This is a genomic window from Xanthomonas sp. 3498 (assembly GCF_014199795.1).
GTDB lineage: Bacteria > Pseudomonadota > Gammaproteobacteria > Xanthomonadales > Xanthomonadaceae > Xanthomonas_A > Xanthomonas_A rydalmerensis.
This window is the reverse complement of record NZ_JACHOH010000005.1, coordinates 23,568-45,616: the sequence shown is the minus strand read 5'-3', so window position 1 is coordinate 45,616 and position 22,049 is coordinate 23,568. Positions and strand designations below refer to the sequence as shown.

At 70.0% G+C, this 22,049-nt stretch carries 22 protein-coding genes; 17 read left to right on the top strand and 5 right to left on the bottom strand.

Annotated elements, in window-relative coordinates; translation table 11 throughout:
- Positions 1 to 328 precede the first annotated feature (328 nt).
- From GGR66_RS14875 to GGR66_RS14855, 5 genes are all read left to right on the top strand, one after another.
- Entirely contained in the window at positions 329 to 2,584 is a 2,256-nt protein-coding gene (locus tag GGR66_RS14875) for a TonB-dependent receptor (protein ID WP_326521037.1), read from the top strand.
- Complete coding sequence (locus GGR66_RS14870) at positions 2,584 to 2,874, top strand: hypothetical protein (RefSeq protein WP_184448792.1); 291 nt, start codon at positions 2,584 to 2,586, stop codon at positions 2,872 to 2,874. Before GGR66_RS14875 ends, GGR66_RS14870 begins: the two co-directional genes overlap by 1 nt.
- The gene (locus GGR66_RS14865; RefSeq protein ID WP_184448791.1) at positions 2,864 to 3,136 is read left to right on the top strand and encodes a hypothetical protein; all 273 of its coding nucleotides are present in this window, start codon (positions 2,864 to 2,866) and stop codon (positions 3,134 to 3,136) included. Before GGR66_RS14870 ends, GGR66_RS14865 begins: the two co-directional genes overlap by 11 nt.
- The gene (locus tag GGR66_RS14860; RefSeq protein ID WP_184448790.1) at positions 3,133 to 4,680 is read left to right on the top strand and encodes a PepSY-associated TM helix domain-containing protein; all 1,548 of its coding nucleotides are present in this window, start codon (positions 3,133 to 3,135) and stop codon (positions 4,678 to 4,680) included. Before GGR66_RS14865 ends, GGR66_RS14860 begins: the two co-directional genes overlap by 4 nt.
- 203 nt (positions 4,681 to 4,883) lie before the next feature.
- Entirely contained in the window at positions 4,884 to 6,059 is a 1,176-nt protein-coding gene (locus GGR66_RS14855; protein WP_160971029.1) for a GGDEF domain-containing protein, read from the top strand.
- A 177-nt stretch (positions 6,060 to 6,236) separates the two neighbouring features.
- On the opposite strand, the gene GGR66_RS14850 is transcribed toward GGR66_RS14855, so the two are convergent.
- The 3 genes from GGR66_RS14850 to GGR66_RS14840 form a co-directional block, all read right to left on the bottom strand.
- Positions 6,237 to 6,707, bottom strand: a complete 471-nt coding sequence (locus tag GGR66_RS14850) for an MEKHLA domain-containing protein (protein ID WP_184448789.1) — start codon at positions 6,705 to 6,707, stop codon at positions 6,237 to 6,239.
- 138 nt (positions 6,708 to 6,845) lie between these two features.
- Positions 6,846 to 8,504 carry a carboxylesterase family protein gene (locus tag GGR66_RS14845; protein ID WP_184448788.1) on the bottom strand — a complete coding sequence of 553 codons (1,659 nt, stop codon included), beginning with the start codon at positions 8,502 to 8,504 and terminating at the stop codon, positions 6,846 to 6,848.
- Between the two features lie 145 nt (positions 8,505 to 8,649).
- Positions 8,650 to 9,741, bottom strand: a complete 1,092-nt coding sequence (locus GGR66_RS14840; protein WP_255421713.1) for an alpha/beta hydrolase — start codon at positions 9,739 to 9,741, stop codon at positions 8,650 to 8,652.
- A 407-nt stretch (positions 9,742 to 10,148) separates the two neighbouring features.
- Here GGR66_RS14840 and GGR66_RS14835 point away from each other — a divergent pair, with 407 nt between their 5' ends.
- The 9 genes from GGR66_RS14835 (at position 10,149) to GGR66_RS14795 (ending at position 18,205) form a co-directional block, all read left to right on the top strand.
- A complete protein-coding gene (locus tag GGR66_RS14835; RefSeq protein ID WP_255421712.1) occupies positions 10,149 to 11,015 on the top strand; it encodes a 2-keto-4-pentenoate hydratase in 867 nt (288 codons plus the stop codon).
- On the top strand, positions 11,002 to 11,997 hold the full coding sequence (locus GGR66_RS14830) for a TRAP transporter substrate-binding protein (RefSeq protein ID WP_184448786.1): 996 nt from the start codon (positions 11,002 to 11,004) through the stop codon (positions 11,995 to 11,997). Before GGR66_RS14835 ends, GGR66_RS14830 begins: the two co-directional genes overlap by 14 nt.
- A 10-nt stretch (positions 11,998 to 12,007) precedes the next feature.
- A complete protein-coding gene (locus GGR66_RS14825) occupies positions 12,008 to 12,526 on the top strand; it encodes a TRAP transporter small permease (RefSeq protein WP_160968606.1) in 519 nt (172 codons plus the stop codon).
- Positions 12,527 to 12,528: 2 nt separating this feature from the next.
- The gene (locus GGR66_RS14820; protein ID WP_160968604.1) at positions 12,529 to 13,812 is read left to right on the top strand and encodes a TRAP transporter large permease; all 1,284 of its coding nucleotides are present in this window, start codon (positions 12,529 to 12,531) and stop codon (positions 13,810 to 13,812) included.
- Positions 13,813 to 14,013: 201 nt separating this feature from the next.
- Positions 14,014 to 15,072 carry a LacI family DNA-binding transcriptional regulator gene (locus tag GGR66_RS14815; RefSeq protein ID WP_010343057.1) on the top strand — a complete coding sequence of 353 codons (1,059 nt, stop codon included), beginning with the start codon at positions 14,014 to 14,016 and terminating at the stop codon, positions 15,070 to 15,072.
- 127 nt (positions 15,073 to 15,199) lie between these two features.
- Complete coding sequence (locus GGR66_RS14810) at positions 15,200 to 15,589, top strand: VOC family protein (RefSeq protein ID WP_184448785.1); 390 nt, start codon at positions 15,200 to 15,202, stop codon at positions 15,587 to 15,589.
- 158 nt (positions 15,590 to 15,747) lie between these two features.
- A complete protein-coding gene (kduI, locus tag GGR66_RS14805) occupies positions 15,748 to 16,602 on the top strand; it encodes a 5-dehydro-4-deoxy-D-glucuronate isomerase (protein ID WP_184448784.1) in 855 nt (284 codons plus the stop codon).
- A 62-nt stretch (positions 16,603 to 16,664) separates the two neighbouring features.
- Positions 16,665 to 17,420 (top strand): 2-dehydro-3-deoxy-D-gluconate 5-dehydrogenase KduD, encoded by a 756-nt coding sequence (gene kduD, locus GGR66_RS14800; RefSeq protein WP_184448783.1) that lies wholly within the window; start codon positions 16,665 to 16,667, stop codon positions 17,418 to 17,420.
- A gap of 128 nt (positions 17,421 to 17,548) precedes the next feature.
- Positions 17,549 to 18,205: an RpiB/LacA/LacB family sugar-phosphate isomerase gene (locus tag GGR66_RS14795; protein ID WP_184448782.1), complete on the top strand. Its 657-nt coding sequence runs from the start codon at positions 17,549 to 17,551 to the stop codon at positions 18,203 to 18,205.
- 81 nt (positions 18,206 to 18,286) lie between these two features.
- Here the strand turns inward: GGR66_RS14795 and GGR66_RS14790 are convergent, their stop codons facing one another.
- Positions 18,287 to 18,805 carry a hypothetical protein gene (locus GGR66_RS14790; RefSeq protein ID WP_184448781.1) on the bottom strand — a complete coding sequence of 173 codons (519 nt, stop codon included), beginning with the start codon at positions 18,803 to 18,805 and terminating at the stop codon, positions 18,287 to 18,289.
- Between the two features lie 561 nt (positions 18,806 to 19,366).
- Between GGR66_RS14790 and GGR66_RS14785 the strand changes: the two genes are divergently transcribed.
- The 3 genes from GGR66_RS14785 to GGR66_RS14775 are packed head-to-tail and all read left to right on the top strand — an operon-like array spanning position 19,367 to position 21,089.
- Positions 19,367 to 20,041 (top strand): CsgG/HfaB family protein, encoded by a 675-nt coding sequence (locus GGR66_RS14785; RefSeq protein WP_184448780.1) that lies wholly within the window; start codon positions 19,367 to 19,369, stop codon positions 20,039 to 20,041.
- A gap of 20 nt (positions 20,042 to 20,061) precedes the next feature.
- On the top strand, positions 20,062 to 20,433 hold the full coding sequence (locus GGR66_RS14780) for a DUF4810 domain-containing protein (protein ID WP_184448779.1): 372 nt from the start codon (positions 20,062 to 20,064) through the stop codon (positions 20,431 to 20,433).
- Positions 20,430 to 21,089: a DUF799 domain-containing protein gene (locus GGR66_RS14775; protein WP_184448778.1), complete on the top strand. Its 660-nt coding sequence runs from the start codon at positions 20,430 to 20,432 to the stop codon at positions 21,087 to 21,089. Before GGR66_RS14780 ends, GGR66_RS14775 begins: the two co-directional genes overlap by 4 nt.
- Positions 21,090 to 21,144: 55 nt before the next feature.
- Here GGR66_RS14775 and phhA read toward each other — a convergent pair whose 3' ends face one another.
- Positions 21,145 to 22,035 (bottom strand): phenylalanine 4-monooxygenase, encoded by an 891-nt coding sequence (phhA, locus tag GGR66_RS14770; protein ID WP_184448777.1) that lies wholly within the window; start codon positions 22,033 to 22,035, stop codon positions 21,145 to 21,147.
- Positions 22,036 to 22,049: the final 14 nt, after the last annotated feature.

Genomic DNA, 22,049 nt, shown 5'->3' with positions numbered 1-22,049 from the left:
ACATGACTGTCGGAAAAGAATGACCGTAGGAGCGGCATCAGCCGCGACCGCGACCTTCGCGGTAAAGCCCGGTCGCGGCTAAAGCCGCTCCTACGACCGCTCGCGACCCCCGCGACCCCGAGGCCCAACCCTAAGGCCCAACTCCAAGGCCCGAGGCAAACCTGCTGCCCATCCCAAATCCCATAGCGGCCTCGCCCCCGCTCTGCTAAAGTCCGCGCCCAGCGCTGCCGGGTCCGGCAGCCGGGCACAGCCGCCGCCATGCCTTCATCCGTGAGTCTTTCGGGGGGAGTGGTGCATGCGCGTCGCGCGGTCGGTGTTGTCCTTGTCTGTGGTGTCCGTCTTACTCGGCTTGTCGCCGCCAACGCGCGCGGCTGCCGCCGATGCCGCACCTCCCCCTGATCCCACCACTCTCGACCAGATCGTCGTCACCGGCGAGAAGAGCGGCCGCAGCGTGCAGGACACCACCAGCTCGGTCGCCGTCACCACCGAAGCGCGCATCGAGCAGGAGAACCTGCAGAACGCCTACGAGGTGTTCAACCGCACCGCCAACATGGCGCAGACTTACGGCGACGCCGGCTTCAGCATCCGCGGCATCCGCAACATCGACGGCGGCAGCGATGCACCGCTGGCCACCATCTACCTGGACGGCGCCGCACTGCCGTGGAAGGCGATCAGCTGGGCGCCGCTGAGCCTGTGGGACCTGCAGCAGGTGGAAGTCCTGCGCGGTCCGCAGTCCACCCTGCAGGGCGAAAACGCCCTGGCCGGCGCGATCGTCCTGCGTACCGCCGAGCCGACCATGGACTGGCAGGGCAAGCTGCGGGTCCTGGCCTCCGATCCGTCCGACCGCAGTCTGGCCGGCGCCGTCGGCGGCCCGATCGTCGCCGACGAGCTGGCGTTCCGCGCCTCGGTGGAGCAGCGCAGCTTCGACGGCTACAACTGGAACCTCACCCGCCAGGCCGCCGACGATGCGCAGGTCTCGGCGATCTACCGCGGCAAGCTGCTGTGGACGCCGTCGGCGATCGCGGGGCTGAAGGTGCAGCTGGGCTACACCCGCTCGCACCGCACCGGCCCATACATGTACAGCTACGTGCGCACCGACCTGCCCGACTATGCCGAGCACCGCTACGCCACCAACAACACCCCGGACCGCACCCGCAGCGACAGCGACATCGTCACCCTGCAGGCCGATTACGCGCTCTCCGACGCCTGGTCGCTGTCCTCGGTCAGCGCCTGGAACAAGGTCACCTCGTCCAGCATCTGGGACATGGACCATGGCCCGGACAACGCCGGCTACGCGCAGCGCCAGCTCGACGACACCACTGCCTCGCAGGAACTGCGCCTGCACTACGCCAGCGCCTCGGTGCAGGGCCTGATCGGCGCGTACTGGGCGCGGCATGTGGAAGACAACGACGCGCAACTGCTGAACAACGTCGCCACGCCGACCACGACCATCGCCGGCCTGCTGCGCGGCGCCGGCTTCCCGGCCGCCACCGCCACCGCGATCGCCACCCGCTACGCGCAGGCCTTGCCGGTGATTCCGGTCGACTACGTCAGCGCCAGCCCGACCCGCTCCAGCAACCGCGCGCTGTTCGCCGATGGCCAGTGGCAGGTCGGCAGCGGCTTCTCGCTGCTGGGCGGGCTGCGCTACGACCGCCAGCGCTACGCCATGGCTTCCGACACCACCGCGGCCTTCGCCGGCCGCTATCCCGACCCGGCCGCCTTCGCCGCCAGCGGCACTGCGCTGTACCGCGCCGTCGTCGCGATCAACCAGGGCGTGGCCGGCATCGTGCGCTCGGCCAACGGCGAAGTGGCATGGAACACGCGCGACTTCGATGCGCTGCTGCCCAAGCTCGGCGCGCGCTACGACTGGAGTCCGGACCTGTCGACCAGCCTGGTGGTGCAGCGCGGCTACCGCTCCGGCGGTTCCAGCTTCAACTCGGCGCGCAGCCAGGCCTTCCCCTACGACCCGGAATACACCTGGAACTACGAAGCCTCGCTGCGCTCGCAGTGGCTGGACCGGCGCCTGACCCTCAACGCCAACGCCTACTACATCGACTGGAAGGACAAGCAGACCACCGCCTACTTCGGCCTCAACAGCTTCGACTACAACACCGTCAACGCCGGCCGCGCGCATCTGTACGGCGCCGAGCTCGAGGCCAGCCACCGGCCCAACGAGGCGTTCGACTGGTACGGCTCGCTGGGCTACGCGCGCACCCGCTACGACAGTTTCGCCACCGTCGCCGGCGCCTCGATCATCGACTACGCCGGCCGCGAGTTCGCCTACGCACCGCGCTGGACCGCGGCGCTGGGCGCCAACTGGCGCTTCGCCGACGGCTGGCTGGCCAACCTCAATGCCAGCTTTCGCGACCGCGTCTACACCGATGTCGGCGCCGGCGCGGTGCAGCTGGCCTCGCGCACCGTGGTCAATGCCAAGTTCGGCTACGAGACCCTGGACTGGAGCGCGTGGATCTTCGCCAACAACCTGCTCGACCGCCACTACGTGCAGTACCGCTGGGCCAACGATCCGATCGCCATCCTGGGCGCGCCGCGCGTGGTCGGCATCGGCTTCGAGGCGCGCTGGTGATGCCCGCCGTTGCCACCGCCGGCTATCTGCTGGCCGCCGCGCTGGCGGCGCTGGCGTTCTACCTGGCCACCGCGCACCAGCGGCTGTGTCCGGCGTGGCGGCGGCACGCACGCGCGCTGCGCGTGGCCGGCACGCTGTTGTGCGTGGTGGCGCTGGGCGCGGCGATCGTCGCGCTGGGCGTGTGGGCCGGCGTCTTCGCCGCGCTGAGCGCGACGATGCTGACGGCGGTGGCCTTGCCGTACCTGGATGCCTGGTGGCACCTGCACGGAGGCGATGCCGATGTGGGCTAGGTGGCTGGCGGCGATCGTGCTCGGCCTGCCGCTGGCGGTGGGCGTCATCGGGCTGTGCGTGCTGCTGTGGCCGGGCAACCTGCAGGTGCACACGTTGCCGTGGCTGTTGCTGGTGTTCCCGGCATGGATCGGTGCGATGTCGCTGGCCTTCGTGTTCCGCAGCGGCGCACGCGCGTGGCTGTGGCTGGGGACGGCCACCGCGCTGTGCTACGTGGCGCTGTTCCTGCTCAAGGCCAGTCATCTCGTGCAGGTGACCCCATGAAGGCCGCGACCCTGCGCCAGTTCCTGTCGGCGCACAGCTGGATGGGCCTGCTCGCCGGCATGGCCTTGTTCATCGCCTTCTATGCCGGGGCGATCAACGTGTTTACCCACGACCTGGAGCAGTGGCCGCGGCCGCCAGCGGTGCGCGCGCCGACGCTGCCGCCGGAACAGGCCACGCAGGCGCTGGCCGATGCGGTGCTGGCACGGCATCCGGCGCTGGCCGAGTCCTACACGCTGATGCTGCCCGGCGAAGGCCGCACGCTGCCGCAGTTCTATGCGTTCGGCCCGGCCGCGCAGCAGGCCTTCGGCGGCATCGTGCAGTTCCAGCCCGGTGCCGATGGGCAACCGGTGCAGCTGCCGCAGCGCAGTGGTTTCGTCGACTTCCTGTACGACCTGCACTTCACCGCCGGGTTGCCGCGCACCTTCGGCACCTATCTGTTCGGCGTGGTCTGCCTGCTGTACGGGCTGGCTCTGGTCAGCGGCGTGGTGCTGTACGCGCCGGTGCTGCTCAAGGACCTGTTCGCGCTGCGCCGCGGCCGCAACGTCAAGCGCCTGTGGCAGGACGCGCACAACGCCATCGGCATGTTGTCGCTGCCGTTCCACGTGATCTTCGCCTGGTCCGGCGCGGTGCTGACCCTGGGCGTGCTGTTGCTGGCGCCGTTCCAGTACCTGGTGTTCGACGGCAAGCTGATGCAGGTGTTGCAGCCGGACTTCGAACTGGCCCCGCACGTGCAACCTGCGCACGTGCCTGCGCGGATGCTCACGGTGGCAGAGCTGGTGGCGCGGGCGCGCGCGGCCAATCCCGGCTTCGTGCCGGAGAGCCTGTCCTTCCACGATGCCGGCGACGCCAACGCGCAGGTGGAACTCTACGGCCACCAGGACCAGCGCCGGCTCAATACGCTGGCCGGCGTCGCCCTGCGCGCGGCCGACGGCAAGGTGCTGCGGGTGCTGTCGCCGCAGACCATGTCGCCGGGCGTGGCGGCGCTGCGCGGCCTGCAGACCCTGCACTTCGGCAACTACGGGCGTTGGCCGCTGCAGTGGCTGTACTTCCTGCTCGGGCTCGGCGGTGCGTTCCTGTTCTACAGCGGCAACCTGCTGTGGGTGGAGGCGCGGCGCAAGCGCCGCCAGCACGCGCAGCCGCTGCGCACCCACGTCATGGCACGGCTCACCACCGGCGTGTGCCTGGGCTGCGTGGCCGGGGTGTCGGCGCTGTTCGTGGCTGCGCGCCTGTTGCCGCCGGGGATGGAGCGCGGTGCGTACTACGCCGTGTTCGCGCTGGGTGTGGCCTGGGCGCTGCTGCGGCCGACCGCGCGTGGCGCCTACGAACTACTGCTGGCCTGCGCGGTGCTGACTGCACTGGTGCCGTTGGCCGGCTTGCGCGGCGCCACCGGCTGGGTGGCACCGTGGAGCAGCGGCACGCTGCTGGCGATCGACGCCTGTGCGGTGGTGCTGGCCTGGGCCTATTGGCAGATGGCGCGCGCCGCGTACCGCCGCGGGCAGGGCGGCGATCCGCATAGCGTGTGGGCGTTCCCGCCGCCGCGTTGACGCTCGGCCTGCCGCGCCATATCGGCGCGGCAGGGCGCCACTGTCACGCAACCGATCGTCCCAAAAGTGGACAATCACGCGCCGGTGCTTTTTCATGGTCGCGACGTGGGCACCGCAGCGTCCGCGCGAAACCGAATCGGGTGACACGATGTGATGTGACCTGATCCGCACTTCGCGCCGCGTTGCCGTCGACAGGGGACTGCATGCACGAGCGTTACCAGGAGCCAAACGACGCGCCGCCGGGCGAGGCCTACGCGGCGCAATTGCGCAAGGGATTCGCCGGGCTGCGTTTCGATCCTCCGCTGGAACGGGCGTATCGCCACTACACCGCCGCCACGTTGGGCTTCGCGCAGCGTGTGGCCGCGTCGCTGGGCGTGTTGATCGCGCTGCTGTTGCTGGGCTGGGACGCGGTGCATTTCGGCTGGCGCGGCGGCGGTCTGCCCGGCTATGCGGTGGCGGTGCGTGCAGCGACCCTGCTGGCGCTGTTGTGGGTGGCCGCCGCGATCCACCGCGCCGACACGCACGGGCCCGGCCGTGCCGCGCTGTTGCTGCTGGTCGGCGGCACCGGGCTGGTGCTGTCGAGCATCGGCTACCCGCCGCAGGAGCTGCGCTATGCGGCGGCGGTGATGACCCTGGTGATCGTGGCCGGCTTCTTTCCGCTGGGCATGGCGCTGTGGCAGAGCGTGGCGGTGGCGCTGCTGCTGTGCGCGATCAGCGCCGTGTCCGGCCACCTGCTGCTGGACGGCGCGGCGCACGATGCCTACCTGCGCCTGCAGTGGCTGCTGTGGACGGCGGTGCCGGTCGGCGCGGTCGGCGGCTACCTGCGCGAACACTCGCGCCGCGAAGGCTTCCTGCAGCGGCGGGTGCGCGACGACGAGGCCTTGCGCGACGCGCTCACCGGGCTTGGTGACCGCCGCCGCTTCGACGAACACCTGGCGGTGGCGCTGGCCGAGCGCGGGCGCCTGCAGCGCGGGCTGGCGCTGATCCTGGTCGAGCTGGACGGCTTCGCCGCGCTGGCGCAGCGCAGCGGTGCCGGTGCCGCCGACCGCGCGGTGCTGGAGGTGGCCGAGGCCATGCAATGCCTGCTGCGTCCGCTGGATGTCGCCATGCGCATCGGCGCCGACCGCTTCGCGCTGGTGCTGTACGACGCCAGCGGTGCGCATCTGCGCCAGGTGGCGCCGGCGCTGCGCGACATGGTCGAGGTGATGGCGATCGCGCAGGAGACGGCGGACGCGCGGCCGCTGACGGTGAGCGTCGGCGCGCTGCTGGCCGCGCCCGAGGACACGCCGGCCACGCTGATGCAGCGCGCCGAGGCGCTGCTGGATTCCGCGCGCGCCGTCGGCAACCGCGTGGTGCTGGCCGAGGACACCGGCTGGTAGCGCGCGATGCGCGCGCGTGCGCGGTGCCGGATGCGGCGACAATCGCCGGCGCTGCCGGCGCACGTTCACTCCGCTGATCGTGACACCGGTGGGCGCAACGCGCGATACGTCGCCGCGCTCCAGCCAGCGCCATCCCTTCGCCCTCGGGCGCCAAGGCTGGAACCCGTACTTGGCGTACTAGTCCAGCGCCACGGTCTGGCGAGGGCTTGGCCAGAACAGGGCGGCCTGGCCCCACCCCGCGGCGCTGCCGAAGCCCAACTGCCAGATTTCGCCATCATGGATGAGGAAGCTGTTGCCCAGCTTGTCGACGCGTGGCCCGCTGTAGCCGCCGGTCAAGCCGTTGCGCGTGACGGTCTCGAGCAATCGTTGCCGTTCGGCGCGATCGGATGGGCCGGCGCTCAGGCGGGACGGCAGTGAGAGCATCTCGCGCTCGCTGTACTTGAAGCAGTTCAAGGCGCAGCGATTGGCGTAGAAGAACACGGGATCGGTGCCGGCGTCATGCGCGAGGATGGCGTACGGCGCATGCGTGTGCAGCCAACGATAGCGATCTGCGATGGTGTCGGGGCAATACAGCCGGTGACCGCTGAGCGCGCGATAGCAGTCGTCGATGCGCGCGAGCAAGATCAGTTGGCGATCGGAAGGCGGCATGGGTGCGTGTAAGTCGCCCGCAGAAGCGGGGATTGTCGCGGACACTGCGCGATCGTGGACATGACGCCGCGCATGCTGTGCGCATCGTGGGCGGTGTGTCTACGACGTTGTCACGCATGCGAGGCGGCGCACGGACGCTCAGAACGTCCCACGTTGCACGAACGGCACCTGCGCGTAGAGCCGGCGTTCGCCGCCGCGCGGGTCGTGCGCCAGGCGGCTGTCGGTGTCGAACAACAGGGTTTCGCGCTGGGCCAGCGAATACGGTTCCCAGCGCGGCAGGCCGGCGTGGTTGGGGTCGCCATGGCGGGCGAAGGCCAGCAGGGCTGCGCTCATCGCATCGGCCATGCGCTGCGCGTCGGCGCCGTCGCCGGTGCGCGACCCGGGCTGGCGGATGTTGTCGAACACCAGCGGGATGTCCAGGGTGTGGAAGGCGCCGAACTTGCCGCCGTCCAGCGGCGAGCCCCAGTCGAGCTGGTACACCCAGGTCGGTGCGCCCTGGCGCGCGCGCGCCTCGGCTTCCTCCACCGCGCCGCGCCAGGAGCGGCCGGCGGTGGTCGCGGCGAAGAACACCTCGCTCGGCGTGTAGTGCGGATACAGCCGCCGGTACTCGGCGATCACCACCTGCGGCGACAGGTCCACGAACTGCTCCTGCGCCAGTTTGTCCGGCAGGGCCTCCCAGCTCAGCGCGAAGTTGGCCGGATCGTGGCCGAGGAAGGCGCGGGTCTCGTCATGGGTGTTGCCGATCACCATCGGGATGCGCGCCGATTGCGGCGGCGCGTCCGGCCAGAACGGATGCCGGTGCAGCACCTGCGCATCCAGCACCGGGCCCAGGTACAGCGCGGTGGTCTCGGCGCGCGACGGGTCGGGCGTGCGCGTGGCCTCGAGCACGCGCTGTAGCGGCAGCGTGCGCAGCGTGTCCAGTTGCGAGGGCTTCAGCTGCAGGGCCTGCAGCAGCAACTGCGCGCGCTGGCTGGCGGCGCGCGGCCCGGCGGCGGTGACCTGCTGCCCGCTCATGGTCCAGGCGCGGTGGAACAGGCCTTGCGCGGCCGGCATCGCCATCAGCGTGGCGATCTTGGCGCCGCCGCCGGACTGGCCGAACACGGTGACGTTGCCGGCATCGCCGCCGAACTCGGCCGCGTGCGCGCGCACCCATTGCAGCGCCTGCACCAGGTCGAGCTGGCCGACGTTGCCTGAGGCGGCATAGGCGTCGCCGCCGAACGGCGCCAGGTACAGATAGCCGAACGCGTTGAGGCGGTGATTGACGCTGATCACCACCACGTCGCCGCGCTGACACAGGCGCACGCCGTCGTACAGCGGGTCGCTGCCGGAGCCGTTGTTGTAGGCACCGCCGTGGATGTAGAACAGGATCGGGCGCCGCGCGCCGTCGCGCAGTGCCGGGGTCCAGACGTTGAGGAACAGGCAGTCCTCGCTGACCGGCTCGGACCCGCCGCGCTGCGGCGCCGACGCGGCATAGGCGCTGCAGTCGCGCACGCCGTGCCACGGCTGTTCCTGCAACGCCGGCTGGAAGCGCCGCGGCGCGGTGTCGGCGCCGTAGGGAATGCCCTTGAACACGCACACGCCCTCATCGCGCACACCGCGGATGCGGCCGCTGCGGGTGCGTGCCAGCGGCGCAGCCGGCGTCGGCACCGCCGCGGTCGCCAGGCCGGGCAGCGCGCCGCTCAAGACCAGGGCGCCGAGCGCGCCGTCGCGCAGGAAGCGGCGGCGGCCATGGTCGTCGGGGATCGCCGCGTCGGGCGCGGCTGAGGGCGGGGCGGGCAGGCGAGGGCGGGCGGTCATGCGTGGATGGGGTCCTGGCTAGGCGATCGGGGACGTGGAAGGAGTGGCAAGCGGCAGGGGGTGCGACTGCCGGCGACCCCGCCGCGTGATGGGTGTGGGCGGGGCGGGCATCGCCGCGTAATGGAGGCGGTGCCCACGGCGAGGCTCACGGCGTGCCTGCCGGCGGCGCGATCGGCGCACGAGCACTCGGGTCGTCCTGCACGTTGCGCATCCAGCTCAGCGCCAGTTGCGGCCACGCCGCCAACGGCAGGCCGGCAATACCGCGGGTGCCGAAGCCATGGCCGCCGTGCGCGAACAGGTGCAGCTCGGCCGGCACCCCGGCCTGGCGCAGCGCCTCGTAGAACAGCAGGCTGTTCTCCTCCGGCACCACCCGGTCGTCCTGCGCGTGCACCAGGAAGGTCGGCGGCATGCCGGCGTGCACGCGGTTCTGCAGCGAGTAGGCGGCCATGGTCGCCGCGTCCGGGTGGCGGCCGAGCAGGCGTAGCCGCGAGCCGGTGTGCGCCGCGGTGCCGCTGCCCATGTCGATGACCGGATACAGCAGCAGCAGGAAGTCCGGGCGTGCGCTGACCCGATCGATCGCATCGCGGGCCGGATACACCGTGTCGTCGTAGCGGGTGCCGAGGCTGGCGGCGACGTGGCCGCCGGCGGAGAAGCCGATCGCGCCGATGCGGTGCGGGTCCACCCCGTAGTCGGCGGCATGTGCGCGGATCAGGCGCAGCGCGCGCTGCGCGTCGGCCAGCGGCTGGTCGCGCGCCGTAGCGCCATCGGCGGCCGCGTCGGGAAGCCGGTACCGCAGCACGAACAGGGTGATGCCGGCCTGTTCGGCGAAGATCGGCACCAGTGCCGTGCCTTCCTTGTCCAGCACCACGCGCGCATAGCCGCCGCCCGGGGCAACCAGCAGGGCGCTGCCGTTCGGCGTCTTCGGCCGGTACACCACCAGGTAGGGCTGGTAGCGGCCGCTGAGCGCGCGATCGGGCAGGGCCGGGTCGTCGCTGCGCTCGACCAAGTGCGGTTGATCGGGACCAGCCGTCGATCCCGGCGCCGGACCTGGCCACAGCGGCAGCCGCGCCGCCAGCTCGGCGGCGCTCTCGCTGGCCGGCCGCTCGGCCGCCGCGGCCGCGCCGAGGGCACCCAGCAGCAGGCCCAGCGCCGCCAGCCCCGCGATGCAGGGACGGGACCGGCGCGGGGACAACGGTTCGGCGGGGCGTAGACGGGTGGGGAGCAGCAGGGCCGACATCGTCGAGATCTCCGTCGTGGATGGAAGAAACCCGCGTGGCGCGCGACCGACGAGGGCGGTGGCCCCAGTGTGCGCGTGGCCTGCGCCAACGCATGACGCTGTGTTGCTGTTGCTGTTGCTGTTGCCGTTGCCGTTGCCGACTCCCGACTCCCGACTCCCGACTCCCGACTCCCGATTCCCGATTCCCGACTCCCGATTCCCGACTCCCGACTCCCGATTCCCGATTCCCGATTCCCGATTCCCGATTCCCGATTCCCGATTCCCGATTCCCGATTCCCGATTCCCGATTCCCGGCTCTTTGCCGCACCGCACATTGCCAATGACACCGGTTTACCATATACAACGGCGCAACGCGCTGTCGATGCGCGGCGCAGCAATTCCCCGACCCCATCCTTGCGGAGATGCCCTTGAGCCTTCCTTCCGGCCCGTCGCAGACGCCACCGCCCGCGTTGGCCGACATCGCGGCCCGCTTCGTCCAGGCCCGCCGCCAGGGCCGCGCGCTGCCTGATTTCCCCGGCGTCATCCCGGACGATCTGGAGACCGCCTACCGCGTGCAGGACCTGGCGATCGCGCAATGGCCGGACCGCGTGGTCGGCTGGAAGGTCGGCTACATCGCGCCCGAGCGCCGCGACCACTCCGGGGACGAGCGTCTGCTGGGCCCGATCTTCGCCGCTGCGCTGTGGAATGCTACCGGTGGAACAGCGGACATCCCGGTGTTCGACGGCGGCTTCGGCGCGGTCGAGGCCGAGTACGTACTGCGTCTGGATGCGGACGTGCCGGCCGAGCAACTGGACTGGACCGCGGAACAGGCAGCGCAGGTCCCATCCACGCTGTTCATCGGCGTGGAAGTGGCCAGCAGCCCGCTGGCCACGATCAACCAGTTGGGGCCGCGCGTGGTGATCTCCGATTTCGGCAACAACAACGGCCTGCTGCTGGGGCCGCAGGTGCCCGACTGGAGCACGCTGGACGAGACCGCGCTGCGCGCCGAGACCTGGATCGAGGGGCAGTGCGTGGGCAGCGGCGGCGCCACCCTGCTGCCGGGCGGCCTGCGTGCGGCGTTCGCGTTTGCGCTGGCGCGTTCGGCCAGGCGCGGGCGGCCGCTGCGCCGCGGCGAGCTGATCGCCACCGGCAACGCCACCGGCATCCACGACATCGCCATCGGCCAGCAGGCGACGATCCGCTTCGACGGCTACGGCGAACTTCACTGCAGGGCGGTCGCGGCCCAGGCTGCGACGGTAATGACGCGCGGGAGGGCGCAGCATGATCACTCGTAGACGATTCCTGGGCGCGGGCCTGACCGCGGCGGCCGCGGCCGGCGTGCCGCTGGGCGCGCTGGCGCAACGCGGTCAGACGCGCCTGCTCACCGCCACCGACGTGCATGTGGCCGACTACCCCACCGTGGAGGCGGTGCGCTGGTTCGGGCAGACCCTGGAGCAGAAGACCGGCGGCCGCCTGCGCCTGCGCCAGTACCACTCCGGCCAGCTCGGCCGCGAGGCGGAGGCGATCGACATGGCGCGCTTCGGCGCCATCGACATCACCCGGGTGTATTCCGGCGCGCTGAACAACGCCTTCCCGCTGACCCAGGCGCTGTGCCTGCCGTACGTATTCGACTCGGTGGCGCACCTGCGCCGCGCGATCGACGGCCACGTCGGCGACAGCATCCTGCACAGCTTCGAACAGCGCGACCTGGTCGGGCTGGCGATCTACGACTCCGGCGCGCGCTGCTTCTACAACACCAAGCATCCGCTGCGGCAGCCCAAGGACCTGCACGGGCTCAAGCTGCGCGTGGCGTCCTCGGACATCTTCCTCAAGCTGATGCGCATGCTCGGCGCCAACCCGACGCCGATGTCGCTGGGCGAGACCTTCTCGGCGATGGAGACGCACATGATCGACGGTGCCGAGAACAACATGCGCAGCTTCCAGTCCAGCCGCCACTTCGAGGCCGCGCACTACTGGTCGCAAAGCGATCACTCCTACGCGCCGGACGTGCTGGTGATGTCCAGGCGCAGCTTCGAAGCGCTGGCGCCGGACGCGCGCGCGCTGGTGCTGGAGACCGCGCGGCAATCGGTGACGGTGATGCGCCGGCTGTGGGACGCCTCCGAGGCGCAGGCGCGGCAGCAGGTGATCGACTACGGCGTGGCCATCAACGCGGTGGACATGCCCGCCTTCCGCAAGGCCGCCGCGCCGCTGCTGGCCGAGTACCGGCAGCAGCCGGAGATCGAAGCCCTGTACCGCCGTATCCGCGATTTCGCCTGAGTCCATGCCGATGACCGACCACGACCCCGCCCTCCCGGTGCCGCCGTTGCAGCGGCTGCTGGACCGCATCGCCAACCTCGCCATCGGCATCGCCGCCGCGGCCCTGCTCGGGCTGGTGGTGGTGCAGGGCTGGCAGGTGTTCACCCGCTACGTCCTCAACGACTCGCCGAGCTGGACCGAGCCGGTGACGCTGCTGCTGCTGAGCACGGCGATGAGCCTGGGCGCGGCCGCCGGCGTGCACACGCGCCGCCACTTCGGCTTCTTCCTGCTGGCCGAGACGCTGCACGCCACCCTGCGCCGCGTCATCGACCTGCTGCGCCCGCTGCTGGTGGCCGCCATCGGCGCAGTCATCGCGTGGTGGGGCGCGGTGCTGCTGCTGGACGGGCTGGACATCAAGATCGCCGGCGCGCGGATGCCGCAGAGCATCAACTACCTGCCGCTGTCCATCGGCGGCGCGCTGATGAGCGTGTTCGCGCTGTATCAGGCCTGGCGGGTGCTGCGCCCGGGCACCACCATGGGGAGGAACTGAGCATGGCCATCGCCATCCTGCTGGGATTGTTCGTGGTGCTGCTGCTGATCGGCGTGCCGGTGGCGTACGCGCTGGGCACGGCGGCACTGGCCACGCTGCTGTACCTGGACCTGCCGGCGGTGGTGCTGGTGCAGCAGATCTCCGCCGGCAGCGGCTCGGCGTCGCTGATCGCGATCCCGTTGTTCATCTTCGCCGGCGAGCTGATGCTGCGCGGCGGCATCTCCGACCGCCTGATCGCGCTGGCCTCCTCGCTGGTCGGGCGCATGCGCGGCGGCCTGGGCCAGGTCAGCGTGCTGTCCTCGCTGTTCTTCGGCGGTGTCTCCGGCTCGGCCATCGCCGACGTCTCGGCGGTCGGCGGCACCATGATTCCGCAGATGATCAACCGCGGCTACGACCGCGACTACGCGGTCAACGTGAGCATGACCGCGGCGCTGGTGGCGCTGCTGGTGCCGCCTTCGCACAACCTGATCCTGTTCTCCGCCGCGGCCGGTGGCGGCCTGTCGATCGCCGACCTGTTCGCCGCCGGCATCGTCCCGGCGCTGCTGATGACCGCGGCGATGATGCTCACCGGCTACGCGGTGGCGCGCTCGCGCGGCTACGGCACCGAGGCGTTCCCGGGCTGGCGCGCGGTGGCGCTGCGCCTGGTCGGCGCGCTGCCGGGCCTGGGCCTGGTCGCGCTGATCTTCGTCGGTATCCGCGCCGGCATCTTCACCGCGGTGGAGAGCGCGGCGATCGCGGTGGTGTACGCACTGCTGGTCACCGCGCTGCTGTACCGGCAGTTGCGCTGGGCCGAGTTCTTCGCCGCGGTGACGCACGCCGCGCGCACCACCGGCGTGATCCTGTTCGTGATCGCTACCGCGGCGGTGTTCGGCTGGCTGCTGGCCTACCTGCAGGTGCCGACGGCGGCGGTGCACTTCCTGCAGTCCATCGCCCACAGCCAGCACACCGTGCTGCTGATGATCGTGGTGATGCTGCTGCTGCTGGGCATGTTCATGGACCTGGCGCCGAAGATCCTGATCTGCACGCCGATCTTCCTGCCGGTGGCCAAGGCCTACGGCATCGACCCGATCCATTTCGGCCTGGTGATGGTGCTGGCCGGCGGCATCGGCCTGATCACCCCGCCGGTGGGCTCGGTGCTGTTCATCGGCACCTCGATCGGGCAGATCACCGTCGCCCAGAGCATGCGCACCATCTGGCCGTTCTGGCTGGCGGCGCTGTGCGTGCTGCTGATCGTGGCGTTCTTCCCGGAACTGTCGCTGTGGCTGCCGCGCGCGCTGCGCGCCTGAGCCGGCCCGGCGGCGCCGGTTCGCGCCAGGCGGCTGACCGCGGGCCGTGCGCGCCGATCGCCGCTGCCGGCGCAGGCCCACGGGTCCCGGGTCCCGGGTCCCGGGTCCCGGCATGGTGCGCCTACACCGCTTGCGTGACCGTACGCTGGAGCGAGCATGACACCCAGTAGAATCCCCTTTCTTTCGTCCGGTCTTCCGTCCATGGCGCCGAACAAGCCCCGTCCCGCCGATGCTCCCGCTTCCGCCCACGGCAAGGCCGCGACGATCAACGACATCGCGCGCCTGTCCGGGGTGTCGAAGAAGACCGTGTCGCGGATCATCAACAACTCGCCGCTGGTGCGCAAAGACACCCGCGAGAAGGTCGAGGCGCTGATGCGCGAGGTCGGCTACGCGCCGGACCCGCTGGCGCGCGGCCTGGCGTTCCGCCGCTCGTTCCTGATCGGCATGGTCTACGACAACCCCACCGCGCAGTACATCGTGGACATGCAGTACGGCGCGCTGGACGCGCTGCGCGGTTCCAGCTTCGAGTTGGTGGTGCACCCGTGCGACAGCCGCAGCCCCGGCTACATCGAGGGCGTGCGCCGCTTCGTGCAGCAGCAGAAGCTGCACGGGGTGATCCTGGTGCCGCGCGCCTCCGAGGACCAGGCCCTGGCCGACATGCTCGCCGGCATCGGCGTGCGCTACACCCGTATCGCCTCGCTGCCGCTGGACGACACCTCGCAGATGGTGGTCACCCACGACCGCGACGGCGCCGCCGAGGCCGCCGACTACCTGCTGTCGCTGGGCCACCGCGACATCGCCCTGATCACCGGCCCCAGCGCCTACCGCTCCGCGCACGAGCGCACCGCCGGCTTCATCGACGCGCTGACCCGGCGCGGCATCGAACTGCCGCCAGCGCGCATCGTCGAGGCCGGCTACACCTTCGAGTCGGGCGTGGCCGCGGCGGAGAAGCTGCTGCTGGGCAAGCAGCGCCCCAGCGCGATCTTCACCGGCAACGACGAAATGGCCGCCGGCGTGTACAAGGTCGCGCTGCGCGCCAACATCAACATCCCGCGCCAGCTGTCGATCATCGGCTACGACGACAGCCCGCTGGCCTCGCGGCTGTGGCCCTCGCTGACCTCGGTGCGCCGCCACACCCGCGACACCGGCCGCACCGCCGCGGCGATGCTGATCCAGCCCGAGGGCACGCCGTCGCTGGCGGTGGCCAGCGTGCGCCCGCACCTGATCGTGCGCGACTCCTGCCAGCCGCCGGAAGACTGAGCGCGGCGGCGTGGCGGGTGTAGACTGTCCGCCGACCGCGCGGACACCGCTCCGCCCATCGAAGGCCCGTTCCGTTCCGGCACCGCCCGGGCGGACCCACGCGGCCTTCCTGCGAGGAGCCTTCGCCATGTCGTCCCCTGTCCCTGCCGCCGTCGCGGTCCGTTTCGGCCGCCTGGCGCCGACCGTGCCCGTCGCCGAGATCGCCCGCGCCGTCGCCTTCTACACGGAACGGCTGGGGTTCCGCAGCGTGTTCCAGAACGGCAGCCCGGTCGGCTTCGTGATCCTGAAGAAGGACGACGCCGAGCTGCACCTGACCCTGCGTCCCGGCCACCGCGGCAGCACCAGCAACGTCGCCCATCTGCTGGTCGACGACGCGGCGGCGCTGCACGACCACCTGCAGGCGCAGGGCGTGCGCATCATCAAGGCGATCCGCGATGCCGACTTCGGCCTGCGCTGCTTCGTCTTCGCCGACCCCGACGGCAACCGCATCGACGTCGGCCAGCCGCTGCCGCGTTGAGCCGCTGCGCCGCCCGGCGGCGCAGTGCCTTCCATCCCCAATCCCGAATCCCCAATCCCGGCCCTTCGTGCACTGCGGAATGACACCGGTTTACCAGACCCGCTAGACTGTCCTCCGTGGCGGGCTGCCGCATGCCGTCGCCTGCACTGGAGAAGCCCATGTCCCTGTACTGCAAGACCCACTACGCCACCCATCCCGACGCGATCAAGGGCGCCAGCAACGACCAGTTGCGCGACCTGTACCTGCTCGACGGCCTGTTCGTGGACGACGCGGTGACCCTGAAGTACACCCACTACGAGCGCTTCGTGCTCGGCGGCGCCGCCCCGCGCACACGGGCGCTGACGCTGCCGGCGCAGACCGAACCGGCCTCGGCCGCCGGCCACCCGTTCCTGGAGCGGCGCGAGCTGGGCGTGATCAACGTCGGCGCCGGCGGCGGCACCGTCACCGTCGACGGCACCGCGTATCCGCTGGGGCCGAAGGACGGCCTGTACGTGGCGATGGGCAGCGCCGAGGTGGTGTTCGCCTCCGACGACGCGGCCACGCCGGCGCAGTTCTACCTGGCCTCCACCCCGGCGCATGCGCGCTTCGCCACCAAGCGGCTGTCGATCGCCGAGGCGGTGGCGCTGGACCGCGGCGCGCTGGAGACCAGCAACGAACGCACCATCTACCAGTACATCGTGCCGGCCACCTGCCAGTCCTCGCAGCTGCTGCTGGGCCTGACCGTGCTCAAGCCGGGCAGCGTCTGGAACACCATGCCGCCGCACCTGCACGACCGCCGCAGCGAGGTCTATTTCTACTTCGACCTCGGCGCCAACGACCGCGTGTACCACTTCATGGGCGAGCCGGACGCGCAGCGCCACATCGTGGTGCAGAACAACGAGGCGGTGGTGTCGCCGCCCTGGTCGATCCACATGGGCGCCGGCACCGCCAACTACGCCTTCATCTGGGCGATGGGCGGCGAGAACCTCGACTACACCGACATGCACGTGCTGGACATCTGCCAGCTCAAGTAGGCCGCCGTCCGCGCCGTGCCCCGCCACCGTCCCCGCCGTTCGCATCCTCTAGGAGCCCCCGCATGACCCATCCGTTCAGTCTCGAAGGCAAGGTCGCCCTGGTCACCGGCGCCAACACCGGCCTCGGCCAAGGCATCGCCCTGGCCCTGGCGCAGGCCGGCGCCGACATCGCCGCCGCCGGCATCCAGGCGCCGACCGAGACCGAGGCCAAGGTCACCGCACTGGGCCGGCGCTTCCTCGCCATCGAGGCCAACCTGATCAGCATCGCGCCGGTGCAGCGCATCCTCGACGAGACCCTGGCCGGCCTCGGCCGCCTCGACATCCTGGTCAACAACGCCGGGCTGATCCGCCGCGCCGACGCGGTGGATTTCAGCGAGCAGGACTGGGACGACGTCATGAACGTCAACATCAAGTCCGCCTTCTTCATGTGCCAGGCGGCCGGCCGCCACTTCATCGCCCAGGGCAGCGGCAAGATCATCAACATCGCCTCGATGCTGTCGTTCCAGGGCGGCATCCGCGTGCCGTCCTACACCGCCAGCAAGTCCGGCATCGCCGGCATCACCCGCCTGCTGGCCAACGAGTGGGGTGCCAAGGGCGTCAACATCAACGCCATCGCCCCCGGCTACATGGCCACCGACAACACCGCGCAGCTGCGTGCCGACGCCGCGCGCAACCAGGCGATCCTGGACCGCATCCCGGCCGGCCGCTGGGGCGTGCCGGAAGACCTGGGCGGCACCGCGGTGTTCCTGGCCAGCAGCGCCTCGGACTACGTCAACGGCACCGTGATCCCGGTCGACGGCGGCTGGCTCGCCCGCTAAGCAGAGCGCGTGGCCTTTCCCTTCCCCCACCGGGGGAAGGTGCCCGCAGGGCGGATGGGGGTACGCCCACCGCCGACCCATCCCAGCCAAATCTCCCCATCACCCGAATCCCCCACCAAAGGACCCCCATGAAAATCGCTCTAATGAACGAATTCAGCCAGGCCGCCAAGAACCCGGTGATCCTGCAGCAGCTCAACGACGTCGCCGCCGCGCAGGGCCACAGCGTGTTCAACGTCGGCATGGACGGCGACGCCGACCATCGCTTGACCTACATCCACCTCGGCATCTGCGCCGGCCTGCTGCTCAACGCCGGCGCGGTGGACTTCGTGGTCGCCGGCTGCGGCACCGGCCAGGGCGCGATGATGTCGCTCAACGCGCACCCGGGCGTGTTCTGCGGCTACTGCATCGAACCCACCGACGCCTACCTGTTCGCCCAGGTCAACAACGGCAACGCGCTGGCGCTGGCCTTCGCCAAGGGCTACGGCTGGGGCGCGGAGATCAACGTGCGCTATATCTTCGAGAAGGCCTTCAGCGGCGAGCGCGGCATGGGCTACCCGGCCGAGCGTCGCGAATCGCAGCAGGCCAACGCCGGCATCCTGACCCAGGTCAAGCAGGCCCTGGCCAAGTCCTACCTGGACGGCCTGCGTGCGCTGGACCCGGAACTGGTCAAGCAGGCCGTGGGCGGCGCGCGCTTCCAGCAGTGCTTCTTCGACAACGCCAAGGACGCCGACCTGCGCGCCTTCGTCGCTGGCGTGCTGGGCAAGGCCGACGCGGCCGCGGCCTGAGGTCGCAGAGACACTCGGGCGCATTCGCCCGGTCGCGTGTCCGCCAAACGCCCCGCACCTGCGGGGCGTTTGCATGCGGACTTACTGCACCAGCAGCAGGCCTTCCGCCAGCGGATAGTTCCGCTCCGGGCAGGCGATATGCATGCTGTCCACCACGTAGAACGTCTGGCCCAGCTTCTGCTCGGTGTGCACCAGGTAGGTCAGCGTGCCGCGCGGCGCGTACAGCTTGGCCAGGATGCCGTGGCCGACCAGCAGCCGCTTCAGGTCCTTGGCGAAGTTGTTGGCGATGGAGTTGGTCTGGCTCTGCGCACCGACCTGGCACGCCATCAGCACGATCTCCTCGAACGACTCCCTGCCCAGCCCCTTGGCCAGCAGTTGCTGCAGGAACGCCTCCGGCGTCAGCCCGGCAAAGACGTTGACGTTGCCGTGCGAATTGATCACCAGGCGCTTGCCGCGGGTTTTGTTGCTGGGCGACAGCGACGTCGCGTCGAGCATGGTCAACGCGTGCGACTGGGTTTCGCCGAAGTGGGATTGCAAGGCCTTCAGCTTGGCGCCGCGCTGATCCGCCTGATCGCCGTCCAGGCCGACATAAATGAGCATGAGGAGTCTCCCGACGCACAGGACCGCCAACACGTGTTGGGCGGGAGCGTCCGGAAATCCGGGGTGACCGCGTCGTGGCGCACCGATCTCGCTCGCTGCGCAGCGTAGGTTCGCCATCGGTGGCGCCGGGATCGGCGCATTGCCCATTTGCCGACGTGGACCGTCCGATCTCTGCCGCGGTGCAGTTTGTCGCAGCTGCCAGCCGCCGCAGAGGCCCGGCCTGACTGTGCGGCGGCGCGAGGACGCGCTGTCCGTGTCCTGGGCATCGCGACGCGTCTGCAAAACACACCTAAAGTTTCAGGTGACCCCGCCGATACCGAACGCCTAGCTGGGTCCCGCTGCGTCGCGGGACGACATGGATTTTTCTTTCCCTGCCCTGCGCAGGAGGGTCATGGAGCGACACCAATCTTCCGCTGTGCCTGTTCTCTCCCTCTCGTCGATGGCACGCATCGCGTCCTATGCACGCGGTGCGCGCATGCGTGTGGCATGCGGCGACGCTGGGCAGGGACAGAGCCGCTGGCGATGCATTTTTTTCGTAGCTGTATCAACAAGGGGTAGTCGATGAAGGACAGTGTGATCAAGGGGACCATGGGGTTGGCGCTTGCGTTGGGCCTGGCGGCTTGCGCGACCGAAACCCATCAGAGCGTCAAACCGCAGACCGTGGCGGCGGCCAGCGTGCCTTACGCCGGCGCACGCGCGCCGATCGCGGTGGGCAAGTTCGACAATCGCTCGTCCTTCATGCGCGGCCTGTTTTCCGATGGCGCGGATCGTCTGGGCAGCCAGGCCAAGACCATCCTGATCACCCACCTGCAACAGACCAATCGTTTCCGCGTGCTGGATCGCGACAACATGGGCGAGATCAAGCAGGAAGCCCAGATCAAGGGGCAGGCGCAGCAGCTCACGGGCGCCGACTATGTCATTACCGGCGACGTGACCGAGTTCGGCCGCAAGGAGACCGGCGATACGCAGCTGTTCGGCATTCTCGGTCGCGGCAAGCAGCAGCAGGCCTATGCGAAGGTTAGCCTGAACGTGGTCGATAGCGCGACGTCCGAAGTGGTGTATTCGGTGCAGGGTGGTGGCGAGTACACCTTGTCCAATCGCGAGATCGTCGGTTTCGGCGGGACCTCCAGCTACGACTCCACGCTCAACGGCAAAGTCCTGGATCTGGCGATCCGCGAGGCCGTCAACAATCTCACCGCCGCGGTCGACGCCGGCGCATGGAAGCCGGTCAAGTGACTCGCAACGGACCCTCGCCCATGAACACCATCAACGTCCGCAAGCGGATCTGGCTCGGCGCCTGCGCCATGCTCGCGCTGGTCGGCTGCGCTCACCAGAACGCATCGCTCTACCAGTGGGGCAGCTACCAGGATCAGGTCTACAGCCACTTCAAGGGCGATAGCCCGGAGCAGCAGATCCAGGCGCTGGAAAAGGACCTGCAGGTGATGCAGGCCGCCAATCGCAGGCCGCCGCCCGGACTGCAGGCGCACCTGGGGATGCTGTACGCGGAAACCGGCAACGATGCCAAGTCCCAGCAACAGCTCCTCGCCGAGAAGGCCCAGTACCCCGAGTCCACCACGTACATCGATCTGCTGTTGAAGAACGGCAGCAACGCGAGGAGCGCGCAATGAAGAACGTCGCAAGAATGGCCTGCGTGGCCGTGCTCGGTCTGCTGCTGAGCGCCTGCGCGACGCAGCCGATGTCCCGCGATTACAGCGCGTACAAGGCCAGCAAGCCGCGGTCGATCCTGGTCCTGCCGCCGGTCAGCCATGCCCCGGATGTCAACGCCAACCTGAGCGTGCTGTCGGTGACCACGCTGCCGTTGGCCGAAGCCGGCTACTACGTGCTGCCGGTGGCGCCGGTCTACGAGACCTTCAAGCAGAACGGCATCACGGTGGCCGACGAGGCGCAGGCGGTCGCGCCGGAGAAGCTGCGCGAGATCTTCGGAGCCGACGCGGCCCTGTACATCACCGTGGAAAAGTACGGGGCCGTGTATCAGATCATCAACAGCGTGGTGGTGGTTTCAGCCAACGCCAAGCTGGTGGATCTGCGCACCGGGACGGTGTTGTGGCAAGGCCAGGCGCAGGCGTCGAGCGGCGAAAATCAGAACAACGCCGGTGGCGGCCTGGTCGGGATGCTGGTGACCGCTGCGATCAATCAGGTCGTCAACCAGGTCACCGACCAGGGGCATCAGATGGGTAACGTGGCCAGCCAGCGTCTGCTGTCCGCCGGCCACCCTGGCGGTCTGCTGTACGGGCCCTACAACCCGAAGTACGGCACCGATTGACCCTGCGCCACGCCCGGTCTCCGTCAGGTTCGGCGGAGACGGGCATGGCCGCACCTCACACGTCGCCGCCGTCCGCCCAGCCTTCGCCGCTGCCGGCATGGAACACGCGGTCCTGCGGCTGCACCTGGCCGGCCGGCAGCTGCGCCTGGTCGGCCAGCGCCGCATAGATCGGGGTGAAGTCCGGCGAGGTCGCCTGCATCAGCTGCTCGAAGCTGTCGATGACGAAGTAGGTCTTCTGGTAGGTGTCGATGCGGTAGCGGGTGCGCATGATCCGCTGCAGGTCGAAGCCGATGCGGTTGGGCGCGTCCGACTCCAGCGAATACAGCGATTCGCCCTTGGACGAGACGATGCCGGCGCCGTAGATGCGCAGGCCGTTCGGCGTGTCGATCAGGCCGAACTCCACCGTGTACCAGTACAGCCGGGTCAGGTTCTGCAGCGCCTCCGGGCCGATCGCATGCGCCTTCACCCCGCCGCGGCCGTAGGCCTGCATGTAGTCGGCGAACAGCGGGTTCATCAGCAGCGGCACGTGGCCGAACAGGTCGTGGAACAGATCCGGCTCGGCGATGTAGTCGATCTGCTCGGGACGGCGGATCCACCAGGTCACCGGGAAGCGGCGGTTGGCCAGGTGGTCGAAGAAGTCCAGTTCCGGCAGCAGCCCCTCGACGCCGACCAGGGTCCAGCCGGTGGTCGCCTGCAGTACCGCATTGAGCGCGTCGAAGCGCGGGATCGCCTGCGGACTCATGCCCATCGCGTCCTGCGCCTGCAGGAACTCGTCGCAGGCGCGGCCGACCAGCAGTTCGCGCTGGCGCGTGTACAGCGTGCCCCAGGTGGCGTGGTCGTCGGCGCTGTAGCTGTCCCATGGCTGGGTCACCACGGCGGTGGTGTAGACCGGCACGTAGCCCTTGTCGGTCTGCTGGTGTTCGACGCGGCGCGGTGCGGTGTCCATGGTCGACGCTCCGG